The 12,179-nt window shown below is 70.0% G+C and carries 10 protein-coding genes; 3 read left to right on the top strand and 7 right to left on the bottom strand.

Annotated features, from left to right (window positions below; translation table 11 throughout):
- Window positions 1–3: 3 nt before the first annotated feature.
- The gene (locus IW249_RS11700) at window positions 4–246 is read right to left on the bottom strand and encodes a hypothetical protein (protein ID WP_196920744.1); all 243 of its coding nucleotides are present in this window, start codon (window positions 244–246) and stop codon (window positions 4–6) included.
- 97 nt (window positions 247–343) lie between these two features.
- Window positions 344–1,222, bottom strand: coding sequence for a L,D-transpeptidase family protein (locus IW249_RS11695; RefSeq protein WP_196920743.1), 879 nt, complete (start codon window positions 1,220–1,222; stop codon window positions 344–346).
- Between the two features lie 172 nt (window positions 1,223–1,394).
- On the opposite strand from IW249_RS11695, the gene IW249_RS11690 reads away from it, so the two are divergent.
- Complete coding sequence (locus IW249_RS11690; protein ID WP_091395299.1) at window positions 1,395–3,074, top strand: DNA repair helicase XPB; 1,680 nt, start codon at window positions 1,395–1,397, stop codon at window positions 3,072–3,074.
- 270 nt (window positions 3,075–3,344) lie between these two features.
- Here IW249_RS11690 and IW249_RS11685 read toward each other — a convergent pair whose 3' ends face one another.
- Window positions 3,345–3,554, bottom strand: a complete 210-nt coding sequence (locus IW249_RS11685; RefSeq protein ID WP_196920742.1) for a GntR family transcriptional regulator — start codon at window positions 3,552–3,554, stop codon at window positions 3,345–3,347.
- A 448-nt stretch (window positions 3,555–4,002) separates the two neighbouring features.
- Between IW249_RS11685 and IW249_RS11680 the strand changes: the two genes are divergently transcribed.
- Entirely contained in the window at window positions 4,003–4,260 is a 258-nt protein-coding gene (locus IW249_RS11680) for a hypothetical protein (protein WP_196920741.1), read from the top strand.
- Window positions 4,261–4,270: 10 nt separating this feature from the next.
- On the opposite strand, the gene IW249_RS11675 is transcribed toward IW249_RS11680, so the two are convergent.
- Window positions 4,271–4,843, bottom strand: a complete 573-nt coding sequence (locus IW249_RS11675; RefSeq protein ID WP_196920740.1) for a TetR/AcrR family transcriptional regulator — start codon at window positions 4,841–4,843, stop codon at window positions 4,271–4,273.
- Window positions 4,844–4,932: 89 nt separating this feature from the next.
- Between IW249_RS11675 and IW249_RS11670 the strand changes: the two genes are divergently transcribed.
- A complete protein-coding gene (locus IW249_RS11670; protein ID WP_112699942.1) occupies window positions 4,933–5,304 on the top strand; it encodes a DUF4267 domain-containing protein in 372 nt (123 codons plus the stop codon).
- 38 nt (window positions 5,305–5,342) lie between these two features.
- On the opposite strand, the gene IW249_RS11665 is transcribed toward IW249_RS11670, so the two are convergent.
- The 3 genes from IW249_RS11665 to IW249_RS11655 form a co-directional block, all read right to left on the bottom strand.
- On the bottom strand, window positions 5,343–6,026 hold the full coding sequence (locus IW249_RS11665; protein WP_196920739.1) for a hypothetical protein: 684 nt from the start codon (window positions 6,024–6,026) through the stop codon (window positions 5,343–5,345).
- Between the two features lie 195 nt (window positions 6,027–6,221).
- The gene (locus IW249_RS34990; protein WP_196920738.1) at window positions 6,222–11,153 is read right to left on the bottom strand and encodes a carbohydrate-binding protein; all 4,932 of its coding nucleotides are present in this window, start codon (window positions 11,151–11,153) and stop codon (window positions 6,222–6,224) included.
- Window positions 11,154–11,303: 150 nt separating this feature from the next.
- The gene (locus IW249_RS11655) at window positions 11,304–12,023 is read right to left on the bottom strand and encodes a hypothetical protein (RefSeq protein ID WP_196920737.1); all 720 of its coding nucleotides are present in this window, start codon (window positions 12,021–12,023) and stop codon (window positions 11,304–11,306) included.
- Window positions 12,024–12,179: the final 156 nt, after the last annotated feature.

Below are 12,179 nucleotides of genomic sequence, written 5' to 3'. Positions count from 1 at the left end.
CGGTCAGCGGCGGCTGCGGCTGCGGCGTACGGTGCCGACCACCGAGATGATCAGCAGCAGCGCGAAGCCGGCGCCGGCGGACTCCCCGACCGAGTCGACGAAGCCCTGCTGGAGCACCAGCCAACCGAAGAGGAACCAGCCGAGGAGGAGCGTCGCCGCGACGGCGTACGCGATCACGGTCGCTCGGGACACCTCGTCGGGTGGTGCTTGCTCGTGCTCCGCGATCACGTCACGGTCGACCGTCATACCCAGCCTCCCCGCCCGGTCCGGCCCTGGACTCCAAGGGTGACACTCGTTGGTCCGGTCGGACAGGGGGTTATCGCCCCGATTCGCTGCGTGTCGCTCAGGTGCCGGGGCGTCGACCGATCAGCACCACCCGGGTGCCGACCTTGCCGAGTTCCCACATCCGGACGGCGTCGGCGTGCAGGAGGTTGACGCACCCGTGCGAGCCGATCGACTTCTCGTGCAGGTAGGTGGTGGTCTCGTGGAAGCCCATCCCCTGGGTGAAGTGCTGCCAGTACGGCAGCCACACCTCGTACGGGTCGGACCACTCCTTGGGGTTGCGGTAGTTGACGGTGTACGTGCCGGCCGGGGTGCGGTAGCCGGACATGCCGGTGCGGGTCACCGTCGGCGCCATGATCACCTTGCCGCCGCGGAGCGCCCAGACGGTCTGCCGGGTCAGGTCGACGCAGAACGTGGTGCCGGTGCCGGCCTTGCACCGGGCCGTGTCGGTGGTGGCGAGGCGCTGGGCCACGTCGAGGGTGGTCGGTCCGGCGCGGCCCTCGACGGGGCGAATGCCGTACCTCTTCTGGAACTTCTTGATCGCGGCGCAGTCGGCGGCGGACTGCCGGCCGTCCACTGTCACCGCCCCGAACCCACCCAACCGGGCCAGGTGGGTCTCCACCGCGCGCTGGTGCTGACCCTGGGGGCAGCCGGCGACGGTGGGCGTACCGGTGCCGGGGGTTTTCGTGGGTGCCGGGCGGGTCGGCTTCGGCGTGGGTTTCCGGGTGGGTTTCGGGGTGGGCGCGGCCGGCGTGGGCCGGCCGCGCTGGTCGGGCCCGGGCGTGTCGCTCGCCCCCGTTGCCTGTTCCGCCGCACCGGCTGGGGCGGCTCCCCCGCCACCACTCCCGCCGGACTGCGGTTCGAACGCGCACGCACCCGCGCCGACCAGCACGACCACCCCAAGGGCGACCAGCCGGGAAGTGATCCGGACATGCTTCATGGGACCTCCCCAGACAGTCGTCCCTTTACTAGACGTTCGTGAGTGCCATCACGGTTGCGCCCGGTGAGCATCTTTCTTCCGCAGTCCCGCATCGTGCAACACTGGATGGTCGGCCAGCGGCGGGTATGCGACCCGTTATGGCCGGTCGGCCAACCGAGGAGAGGACGCTGGCGTGAGCGGTGGACCACTGATCGTGCAGTCGGACAAGACCCTGCTGCTGGAGATCGACCACCCCGACGCGCAGGCCTGCCGGATGGCGATCGCGCCGTTCGCTGAGCTGGAACGCTCGCCGGAGCACGTGCACACCTATCGCCTGACCCCGCTGGGTCTGTGGAACGCCCGCGCGGCGGGCCACGACGCCGAGGGTGTCGTGGATTCGCTGCTCAAGTACTCCCGCTACCCGGTGCCGCACGCGCTGCTGGTGGACGTGGCCGAGACGATGGACCGGTACGGCCGGCTCCAGCTCGCCAACGACCCGGCGTACGGGCTGGTGCTGCGCGCACTGGACCGGCTGGTGCTGATCGAGGTGGCCAAGAGCAAGAAGCTCGCCGGGATGCTCGGCGACAAGATCGACGACGACACCATCCGGGTGCACCCGTCCGAGCGCGGCCGGCTCAAGCAGGCGCTGCTCAAGCTGGGCTGGCCGGCGGAGGACCTGGCCGGTTACGTCGACGGTGAGGCGCACCCGATCGAGCTGGCCGAGGCCGGCAAGGACGGGCGTAAGCCGTGGACGCTGCGCTCGTACCAGCGGGAAGCCGTCGAGGCGTTCTGGGCCGGCGGGTCGGGGGTGGTGGTGCTGCCCTGCGGCGCGGGCAAGACCCTCGTCGGCGCGGCGGCGATGGCCGAGGCGAAGGCGACCACACTGATCCTGGTCACCAACACGGTCGCCGGCCGGCAGTGGAAGCGGGAGCTGATCGCCCGTACGTCGCTGACCGAGGAGGAGATCGGCGAGTACTCGGGCGAGCGCAAGGAGATCCGCCCGGTCACCATCGCCACGTACCAGGTGCTCACCTCGCGGCGCGGCGGCGCGTTCACCCACCTGGACCTCTTCGGGGCCCGCGACTGGGGCCTGGTCGTCTACGACGAGGTGCACCTGCTGCCCGCGCCGATCTTCCGGTTCACCGCGGACCTCCAGGCCCGCCGCCGGCTGGGCCTGACTGCGACCCTGGTACGCGAGGACGGCCGTGAGGGTGACGTGTTCAGCCTCATCGGGCCGAAGCGGTACGACGCGCCGTGGAAGGACATCGAGTCGCAGGGTTGGATCGCCCCGGCCGAGTGCACCGAGGTCCGGGTGACCCTGACCGACGCGGAGCGGATGTCGTACGCGACGGCGGAGGCCGAGGAGCGTTACCGGATGGCGGCGACCGCCCGCACCAAGCTGCCGGTGGTCAAGGCGCTTGTCGACAGGCACCCGGACGACCAGGTGCTGGTGATCGGCGCGTACATCGACCAGCTGCACCAGCTCGGCGAGTACCTCGACGCGCCGATCATCCAGGGGTCGACCACCAACAAGGAGCGGGAGCGGCTCTTCGACGCGTTCCGGTCCGGCGAGTTGCGCACCTTGGTCATCTCGAAGGTCGGCAACTTCTCGATCGACCTGCCGGAGGCGGCGGTGGCGATCCAGGTGTCCGGGACGTTCGGGTCACGCCAGGAGGAGGCGCAGCGGCTCGGTCGGGTGTTGCGCCCGAAGGCCGACGGCCGGCAGGCGCACTTCTACACAGTGGTGTCCCGGGACACCATCGACACGGAGTACGCCGCGCACCGCCAGCGCTTCCTCGCCGAGCAGGGGTACGCGTACACGATCGTCGACGCCGACGACGTCCTCGGCCCGAAGCTGCCGACCGTCGACTGACCGCGCGCGGCCTTGATCGACTCGGTTTCCAGGAAGTCGCGGTGTCCCGGACGCTCTGATGCCCCGGCTTCCTGAAAGCCGAGTCGATCAGCGCGGTGGACGCGGGTGCGGGGCGGGAGCGGGTGTCTCTCGCGCTCGCTATCGAGCTGATGTCGTAGACGAGTCAACCGTCCGGCCTGGACGACGGCCACCGGCAACGCCAGGCAACTCACGCCTCGTGCAACGCGCTCCACACGCCCCGGGCACCGCGCTCCGGGCAGGGAGCGAGCGTCAGCGCTTGCGGGACTCCGCGACGAAGACCCCGCGCCCCGGACGCCCGACGAGCACGTCCTGTTGCCGCAGCTTCGCCACCGCACGGCTGATCGTGGACTGCGAGACGTCGTATTCGTCCGCCAGCACGCGCCCGGACGGAAGCTGTGACCCCGGCGGATAGGTCCCGTCCTTGATCTTCTTCAGAAGATCGTCGAGCAGCTCGTCCATCGTGGGCGGGATAGGCACGTGGAGCCCCTTGCAGTCGGTTGGCTCGCCCAGTATTGATCAGCCGCTTCGACGCAGGCAACGTATGTAGCGCGAGTGACGTAGGTGGGTAGATGACTCGGAAACGTGCTTGACATAGGTGACTCAGTATCGGTAGCGTCGCTCTCGGTGATGCGGTGCTGCTGCGGTCGGTTGGCGCCTCTCGTACCGGCCTCGCATCGCCGCCGAGATCCGAACCGTCGAGACCCCATCCGCCGCGCTCTACCGGCGCGGCCCTGCTGCCGTACCCCCCCGGACGGCCCCGGGCGGGCGGTCTCCGCCGAACGCAACCGGCGGAGACCGCCCCTGCACGTCGATCCCATCCGACGAAGGGCAGCCACGTGCGCAACCAGACGAGAAGGCGGGAAGAGTCGCCGCAGCCCTGGCAGCTCCTCGAACAGTGCCGCCACCGATGAGCGACCGCTGGGTGATCCACCTGCCGATCACCGCGCCGGACCTGCTGCGCGCCCGGATCTTCGCGCGTACCGCCGCTCGGGTGTTGGTCCGGCTCAGCGCGCGGGTCGAGCCGGGCGGGGTGACCGTCTCTGCGGAGGACCAGCAGGGCGTACGACATTGGGTCTTCTGTGATCGGCCACTGCCCGGCGGCGCGCGGTGCGCCCTGCCGGTCGACCACCTCGCGCCGTGCACGCGGCGACCGAGTCAGCCCTGACCGGCGACGCTCACGGGGAGAAGCGGTCCACCAGCACCGCCAGCCGGCGGTCGTGGCCGGGGCGGCGGAGCCGGCCGCTGCGCATCAGCGTGACCAGCCCGTGCAGGCCGCTCCAGAACGTCTCGGTGAGCGTCTCCAGGTCGTCGTCCCCCGCCACTGGGCGCACCGTCTCGGCCAGTTCGGCGAAGCCTCGGGCCAGGTCCGTCGGGACGGCCTGGGTGGCGAACGGCAGGTCCACGGCGAGGGTGAACATCGCGTCGTAGATCGCGGGACGTTGCTGGGCGAACGCGACGTATGCCGCCGCGACGTCGGCGACCGCCTGCCGGGGAGTGGCGGCCGAGGCCCGGGCCGTGGCCAGGGCGTCGGCCAGCTCGGCGAAGCCCTCGACGGCTACCGCCGCCATGATGGCGTCCTTGCCCTTGAAGTGGCTGTAGAGGACGGGCTGGCTGTACTCGATCTCGGCGGCGAGTCGGCGGGTGGTCACCGCGTCCCAGCCTTCCGCCAGGGCCAGGTCGCGTGCCGCGGTGATGATCGCCTGCTCCCGTTCCGCCCGCTCGCGCTCCCGGCGCCCCTGTGTCGACATGACAGCAACCCTAGCAGCGCTAGCGTTCCTGTCGGCGCTCTGCTAGCGTCGCTCTCATATCTAGCAGCGCTAGGAATTGGAGCAGACTCATGCTGGCACCCCTCGCCTACGGGCTCGCCGTCGTACTCAGCCTCTTTGTCGCCTTCATCGGCGCGCGGTTCCTGCTGGTGCCCCAGGCCGCGGCCGCCGGATACGGCGTGCCGGCCCGCCCGGACGGTGACCCCGCCTACCTGACGGTCAAAGGGCTGAAAGACCTCACCTTCGGCCTGCTCGGCCTCGCCCTGATCGCCTTCACGACCGCCGACGCGGTCGCGTGGTTCATGCTTGTCGTCGCGCTCGTCCCACTGGGCGACACCCTCATCGTGCTGCGGAACGGCGGAACGAAGGCCGTCGCCTTCGGCATCCACTTCGCCACCGCCCTCGTCGTCCTCCTGAACGCCGCACTGCTGTTCGCCCTCTAACCGGGCTCGGCCCAAACCTGACCCTGCCTGTCGATGGGTCACGACGTGGGGGGCGGGCAGCGGTCGGGGAGGGTGACCTCGCCGGGGCGGTGGTCGAAGGTGTCCATGGTGAACCACTCGTCCAGTTCCGGGTCGAAGAGGTTCTGCAGGCCGAACTGCAACACCTGCCACCACCGGGTCGGGTCGTGCTGGTCGACGTAGATGTCGCCGAGCGCGAGCGGAAACCGGAAGAACTCCCCCGGCACAGTGGAGCCGCCGACCACCCCGACCCGCCAGTGGTCGACGTGCCGGTCCTGGTCACCCTGGAGGATCTCCGGCCCCACGTAGCGGGCGGTCTTCAGCTTGTCGTTGAAGATCTGCCGGTTGAAGAACCCCGGGATCTTGCTGCACGCGCGGGGCGGGAACAGCGGGATGTTCGGCCACCTGTAGGTGAGCGTGTAGAGCGTGTTCTCGTAGATCAGGTTCGTGAACCAGATGGGGTGGTCCGGGCCGCCGGCGGTCATCTGGCTGTTGCCGTCCCGGCCCTGCCACGAGAACGGCACATCGATGCCGAGGTCCCGCACGATGTACCGGCCGGTGCCCTGGAAGTCGGCGGGGAGCAGCGGTGGGCGCGGCTCGCGCGGTTCGGGAACTGTGGGGCCGTCGGCCTGGGCCGCGCGGGGCAGCGGTGCCGCCGCCGGGCCGGGCGCGACCACACCGAGGGCGAACAGACCACTGGCCACTGCCGACACCATCATTCGACGTGTACGCCTCGACACCACAATCGCCCTCCGCCCCCCATATCGGCCTTCGGCGCAGCCTAGGAGGCAGGAAAACGTGAGAGACGGCGGAACGTGTGCGCTCCACCGGACGGGTGACGAGACGCGCACCGGCCCGGGACCAGAAGCGGTCCCGGGCCGGCCTTACGCGAACCTGCCCTACTTGATCAGCTTCCAGGGGCCGTTCCTGTCCCCGGGCTCCTGGCCGCGCGTCCACCACTTCGCCTCGTACACGTGACCCTTGAAGGACACCCGGTCACCGGCGTTGTAGACCTTCGTGAGCGTCCAAGCCGCCGGGCTGTTGTCCGGTGGGGTCGGGGCGATCTCCTCCCAGGAGCCGTTGCGGTCACCCGGCTTCTGGTTGCGGGTGTACCACTGGGCCCGCCACTTCCGGCCGTCGTACATCGCGACGTCACCCGAGTTGAAGATCCGCGACGCGGTCCAGATCGCCGTACCGTCCTCGGTCATGGCGAGTTCCTGCCACGCGCCGTTGGCATCGGCGCCCGGCTTCTGGTTCTTCGTGTACCAGGAGGCCCGGAAGACCCGGCCCTGGTAGGTGACCCGGCCCCCGTCGTTGTAGACGGTCGACGAACTCCACTCGGCCGGCAGGTTCACCGTCAGGACGGCAGTGGCCTGCACCGAAGTGAGGTGGTCGTCGCCCGCGTACGACGCGGACAGCGTGTGCTGACCGCCCGCGAGGCCCACCGGGAGGGTGAACGTCGCGGTCCCGTTGGTCACAGTGGTCGAGCCGCGGACGGTCGTACCCTCGCGCAGCTCCACCGTGCCGGTGACCGGCGTACTGCCGGCCGCGACCCGCACGGTCACCGTCGCCGCGCTGCCCCAGGTGGTCGGGGCTGCGGTGACGGTCATCGTCGGGACCTGCTTGGCGATCGCGAACACGGCCGGCTGGGCCACCGCCTCGCCGCCGTCGGCGCTCTTCGCGGAGACGATCCAGCCGTACGAGGTGCCCGGCAGGAGCTTGCCCCAGGTCGTGGTGGCGACGCCGTTCGAGGTCACCTCGTCGGTGCCGATCGTGCCGGACGGCACGTACGCGGCGAGCGAGTCGGTGGTGAACGACGTCTTGCGGGTGCTGAGGTCCACCGGCAGCGTCAGGTTGTCCTCCGAGCCGTTGTACCGCGGCTTCGACTGGCTGCCGTCCTGGCGGATGTCGTACTCGGTCGCTCCGAAGTTCTTGAGGAACGGCGAGTACGTGTCGATGTGCATCTCGGCCCGGTCCACGTCGAACTGGAGCAGGCGCAGGAAGCTCGCGCCGAACTGCAGCCGGTCGGTGGCCTTGTGGTCCGGGGTGCCGTCGCCGTTGACGTCGATGGTGCCGTCCGGAGCGACCCGCGTCGGCCACAGCTCAGCGGCGGTGACCGTGTAGAACTGGTAGTCCGCGAGCAGCTCCACGACGTCGTGGCTGACCGTGACGCCGATCTTCGACTTCAGGTTGGTGCCGACGCCGTGTTCGTGTCCGGCGAGGACCAGGAAGACGTTCGGGTTGACCTCGACGACCTGCTTGAAGAGCGGCGAGCCGTCCGGTGCGGAGAAGTCCGCCCCGCGACCGTCGGGGTTGGCCGACGGCTTCAGGTAGTCGTGAGAGAGCAGGATCCCGTTGCGGTCCCGGTACCGCTTGAAGATCGAGTCAGCCCACTTGGCCTCAGCCGGCGTGACGCCGTACGACAGGCCGACCGCGACGAAGTCCAGGCCACCGGCGGAGAAGAGCAGGTAGTTGTTCTGGTTGTCCTTGCCCGGCGTGACGGACCCGTCGGCGTTGGTCACCTCGTCCCACGCGTGGTATTCGGTGCCCTTCGGCCAGCCCTTCGCCGTCCCGTAGTACCGGTCGGCACTAAAGGTCCGGCTGAACCGGGACGTGGGGCCCGTCTCGGCGCCCAACTGGTCGTCGTGGTTGCCCGCGATGACCTGGTTGACGACGCCGTTGTCGTCGAGGATCTTCTGGAAGCCCGAGGCGGTGGCGAGCTCCTTCTCGACCTGCTCGTGCAGACCGGGCCGCTTCAGCGAGCCGTCCGGGTTCTTGGCCAGCGGGTCGTAGTAGTCGTTCTCGATGACGTCGCCGGTGTGCGCGGCGTACGCGATCTTGCGGCTGGCCGCGTTGTCGGCGATCCACTGCATCTGGTCGCGGTACGCGGCCGACCAGATCGCCTGCTCCTCGGCCGTCTCGACGTCCGAGGGCTCGGCGTTGCCGTCGAAGTCGTCGTACGTACCACCGGCCGCACCCTCGGTGATGTACTGGGTGTCGGTGAAGTGCGCCAACGAGAAGTCGTACGACGCGGGGTCCTCGAAGCGGTCCTTGTCGTTCTGCGCAGACGCGTCGTGCGGCGACAGGTCGTCGGCGAACGGATCCTCGCCGGTGACCAGCACGTGCACCACGCCGCCGTCGCGGTAGCCGGCCTCGATCTGCGCGGTCAGGACGGTGTCCTGCCCGGCCTGCCCCCGCGAACTGGTCAGCACGACCCACTTCCTGGTGGCCGGATCCCACGCCCGCAGCGCCACGATCCGGGCCGGGTCGATGGTGCCCGACCAGCGCAGTGTCGGCTCCTGACTGGTCGCGCCCAGCGGCAGGTCGTACCGCTGGAAGATCACCCCACGGCTGGACGGGGTGTCGATCGTCGCGCCGTCGAGCGGGCGCAACGAGGCGACGTCGACGTTCTTGTCGTGCTGGACGTCGAGCGTGGTCGGCACGTCGGCCGCCTCACCCTGGTAGCCGCCCGTCGGCAGGACCACGTCCGCCTTGGTGAAGGTGGCGGTCAGCCCGACGCCCTCGGCGCCGGGGATCCGGGCGGACAGTTCGGCCGAGATCGGGTCGGTGCTCTTGACTGTCGAGTTCAGCTCGGTCGGAACGTCCGGGATGCTCGCGCTGCTGAAACGCACCTCGCGGGTGGCGGTGTTGCCGAGCGCGTCGGTCGCCGTCATGGCGATGGTGTGCTCGCCGGCCGGCAGACCGTGGCCGATCTGGTCGCCCTGCTTGACGGCCACGCCGTCGAGGGTGATCGCCGGCGTGCCGACGACCCCGGAGGCGTCCTTGATCTTGACGTTGAGCGCGACGGTCGAGGTCAGCCGCTGCCCGGCCGCCGGGACGCTGCTCTCGACCTCCGGGGCGGTGTTGTCGGTGGTGAAGCGCCGCGTCGAGGTCTTGTCCCCGACGACCGCCTTGATGGTGTGGGCGCCGTCCGCGATCGTCGTCGTGTCCACGTCGGCGCGCTTGCCCAGCGCCGGCAGCGCCGCGCCGTCGGGTGCCGTGACGTCGAACAGGACCATCTTGGTCAGCACCGAGTTGTAGCTGCTGCCACAGGTGCCGTCGCCGACGTACGTGGTCACCTGGGAACCGGCGGGGTAGCTCGCCGAGCCGATGGTGACAGTGGTCTGCGCGATCGAGCGGGTCAGCTGGGTCGCCTTCGCGTCGGTCGGCAGCAGCTGGAAGTCCCGCAGCGTGAAGTCGTCGAAGTTGTCGCAGCCGCCGGGCTTGGCGCTGCCGTGGTCGTTGCCCGCGACGAACTCCACGGCGTTGACGCCCGGCACCAGCCACTCGTTCGGGAAGGCGAGGTCGGCGACTTCCTTCTCCCACATGCCGATCTCCAGCGGGATGCCGTTGACCAGCAACTTGTTGTCGTACCCGTTGTCACTGCCGTTGCCGCCGACGAACACCTTCAGGTGCGCGTCGCCACCGCTGCCGAGGGTGTCGACCGTACGGGTCGTCGGGGCGCCGGCGATGGTGAAGTGAAGTTCGGCGTCCCGGTTGGCCGCGCAGGTACCGTCGCCCAGCGCCAGCGTGGCGGCGGTCGTCTCCGCCTTCGTCACGGTCGTGCCGCTGGTGGTGACGACGTACGTGGTGCCGGCCGTCACCGTGCCCGCCGTGCTCAGGGTGAGGCTCGTGGCCTCCCGGGTGAGGGTGAAGTCGTCGTGGTTGGCGCAGGTCGTGCCGTTCAGGGTGCCGTTGTAGTCGCCGGTCCGGACCTCGACGACGTTGTCACCGAGGTGTAGGAACCGGGTCGGGAACGCCAACCTGACGTCCTCGGCGCCGGTGGCGCCGTAGTCGCCGCCGAGATCGACCCGGTGGCCGTTGACCAGCGTGTAGTTCTGGTAGCGGGCCTCGACGGCGTTGCCGGCCTCGACCCGGAGGCCGAGGGTGGCGGTGCCGGTGGCCAGCGCCTCGGCGTTCTCGGCGGGCTTGTCGTCCACAGCCAGTGACTCGACGTGGTCCTTGCCGCCGGTGGGCAACGCGGCGATGACCGGTCGCGTGCCACGGATGCGGGCACCGTCACCGGGGGTGACGACCGCCGCGCCGGCCGGCGAGTTGTTGACGTCGACAGTCACGGACGTCTTCGCGCCCGACTGGGTCGTCGCGCTGACCGTGTGCGTACCGTTGGTGAGCCTGGTGGTGTCCAGGTCGGTGCGCAGGCCGGACGTGCTGCCCGGCTCGCCGGAGATGACGAAGGTCAGGGCCTGCTTGAGCAGCTTCGCGGAGCTGCCGCAGGTGCCGTCGCCGAAGCTGTAGCTGAACAGGTTCTGCTCGCCGTCGGCGACCACGCCGAGCAGGCTGAGGCTGATGCTGCTCAACGCGTAGTCGTCGTAGTTGGGGCAGCGGCCACCCTCACCGTTCGGCAACTCCTCATAGCCGACGGCGGTCTTGGTGGTCGAGTCGACCCAGTTCGCTCCGGCCTGGACGGTGACGGTGTTCGTGCCGGGCTGCAACCAGTCACCGGGGAAGTCGAGCGTGCCGACCTGCCCTCCCGGGATGTCCGGGAGGTACACCCGATCGGCGTCGGCGGTGTGGCCGTTGACGGTGATGTAGTTGCGGTAGCGGGCCTCGGTGCCGTTGCCGCCCATCTCGAAGGCGAAGTGGGCGGTCCCGGCGGTCTTGTCGGCGCCGATCCGGTCGCCGTCGACGGCGAGGGTGGTGACCGAGTCGTTCTCGGTGACCGGCTCGACGACGACGGGGACGTTACCTTCGAGGTTCTGCCCGTTGCTCAGACTGATCAGCGGCGCGTTACCGCTGGTCGGGACCGTCTGCGCTCCTGCGAGGGTGGGGCTGAGGGTCGTCGCCGGTCCGGCGATGAGGAGGAGCGCCACCGCGGACAGGAGTCCGCGTGTTCGCTTCCTACGCGCACGTGATGCGTGCGTCATGGCGAGGTTTCTCCTTTGTTGGGTGCGAAGAACCGCCGAGGCCGAGCACCGGAGTGCCGCCGCGGCGGGCACGGGGACCAGAGCGGGTGGCCGGTCTCAGGACGACGGCCGGGCGCGGGCGACCCGTCGGCGACGTACCTGACGTCGCAGCAGCGTGACGACTGCCGCGATGAGCAGCAGGGGGCCGACGCTCCCGGCGACCTTCCAGGAGGTGGCGCGGCCGTGGTCGGCAACGCCTGCATCGCTCGCCGAGGGCGCGTCGCCGAGCGCCCAGTCGTGGGCGTACCGGCCGGGGCCGTACACCTGGCGCTGGCCCCACGGGCCGGTCGCCACCGTCTGGTACGCGGGGTCGAGGTCGCTCAGCATCCGGACCTCGATGCGGGCCGCGCCGATCGGCCCCGCGCAGAGGTAGTCGACGTCCACACCGGAACCGGCGAGATCGCTCGGCGTGTCGACGGTGCCGGCGCACGCGTGCCCGTCACTGGTCACAGTCATCTGCTGGAGCAGATAGGTCGCGAACGACGCGGACGAGGCGAGCACCGTCGCGTCCGAAGCCTGAAAGGAGATCGCGCCGTCGAGCAGTACACGGTCCTGCGGCAGCAGGCCGAGCCGGACGCCGAGCACTGTCAGTTCGTCGACGCCGCCCGCCTTCCACGTCAGGCGCACCACCTCGGGCCGGGTCGCGTCTGCCGCGATGGTCACGGTCTGCGGATAGCCGTACGGATGGGCTCCGGCGGGAACGGGGGCGGCGAGCAGGGTGAGGGTGAACGCCACCGAGATCACGACGCGGCGGGGCCACCGTGGGGTTGAGGGCATGCCAGCGCTCCGGTCTACAGGTGCTGTGGCACGCCGGTGGGCGCGACCGTTCAGTGACCCTGCCGGCCGTTGGAGAACTCGCCAGGCGAGCTTGATGAGAAACGGGCGCAGCGGGGATGAACAGTTAGTTGATCAACTGCGCTGATGGCGTCAACG

It is taken from the genome of Micromonospora vinacea, from assembly GCF_015751785.1.
GTDB lineage: Bacteria > Actinomycetota > Actinomycetes > Mycobacteriales > Micromonosporaceae > Micromonospora > Micromonospora vinacea.
This window is presented reverse-complemented; position numbering and strand designations above follow the sequence as displayed.